Here is a 1,290-nt window from a genome sequence, read left to right on the forward strand (position 1 = left end):
TCAGCGCCCTCGGTGAATTTCGCCCCGAAGAATTTTGAGAAATCCCCGAAATAGCTGTTTCTAAAACCAACAGGGTAGAAGAAAAATGCGTTTGAGAAATCATACTTAAAATATGACCACGTTCCGGGTTTAATTTCATCTTTACCATTTTCACATTTGACCTCTCCGCCATTAAGACGTTTTTTAATTTCTGACAGAATTGTTTGACGCACCTCCTTTTCTTCCCGGAAAAGCGATTGATCGCGTACAAACTCTTCGCGAGATTGGTTTGATTGTTTGTCGTCTTGCTGTTTTTCAGCTTTGGGAGTGGAATTATCTGCAGAATTTTTAACGGACTGTATAGCTTGGTTTTTATCTTGGCATTTCTGCAGATATTCTTCGTAGCTAAGAATAAGTTCGTCATGGCGTTCAGCCAACGGAAAAGAAGAACGTATATACGCGCACAGGCTATCGATAATAATTTGTCCTTCTTGACGGCGTTTCTCCATGGAAGGGAGAGTTTTCTCGTCATCTAACCAATCGTCAACAAGCTTGGCTAAGGTGTAGACGCCTCCAAGACGGATAGCGGATTTATCATCGGCAAGTTGTTCAATCGCTTTGGCATAACGAGCGCGTCGCTCGGCATGAACCTGTCGTGTATGCTCTTGATCGTTTTTACGGCGATTTTCCCAAAGGGTGAGTATTGCGAGAACGCCACCCGTGGCAGCAAGAATAGTTTGGCGTAGGATTGGAAGACTATCACCGGAACCATACGAGGTGATAAACGGAGGAATAAAAAATGCACATCCTCCACCTATGAGAGCTACAGCAATAAGAACTGTATAAAATCTGTTTTTCCACCATGCATTATCTCTCTTAGAGGGGTGGAAGTTATTCGCCTTTTCATCCATGTCTAGGGTTCTCCTTTGTAAAGGTAAGGAAGGTTTCTTTGAGTAAAAGTAATATAATCTGCCATATTTTTACGCGAAAAGAATTTTAGCTTTCATCGTCGTCTTCCAGATCGGAAGGTTCGTCTGGATCGAAGAGTTCTGTGCCCTTAGGGATGATGAACTTAACACCGTTATGTTTATGTTCCTTCTCTTCGGTCTCAATTTTGTAGGGGCTATCATATGAAACCTCGAAGTTATAATCTCCTGGGGCGACCTTACATGAAAACCTCGCTTTATAGGTTTTATTGTCTAGCGTGTATTCAAATATTGGTTTGTTTTCGAATGCTGCCTTGTGGAAGTCAGCGTTTCCGTTGAATTCCGCCGCGGAGAAGTTAGCGTTCTGGGTGAATTTCGCCCTAAA

General features: G+C 42.6%; 2 pseudogenes. Both read right to left on the reverse strand.

The features are described 5' to 3' along the window. Window positions 1-890: pseudogene (locus HMPREF2554_RS08130) on the reverse strand (DUF3180 domain-containing protein); the annotation flags it as partial. 85 nt (window positions 891-975) lie between these two features. Further along, a pseudogene (locus tag HMPREF2554_RS11595) lies at window positions 976-1,290 on the reverse strand (hypothetical protein); the annotation flags it as partial.

The organism is Rothia sp. HMSC071F11, assembly GCF_001809115.1.
In the GTDB taxonomy this organism is placed as follows: Bacteria; Actinomycetota; Actinomycetes; order Actinomycetales; family Micrococcaceae; genus Rothia; species Rothia dentocariosa.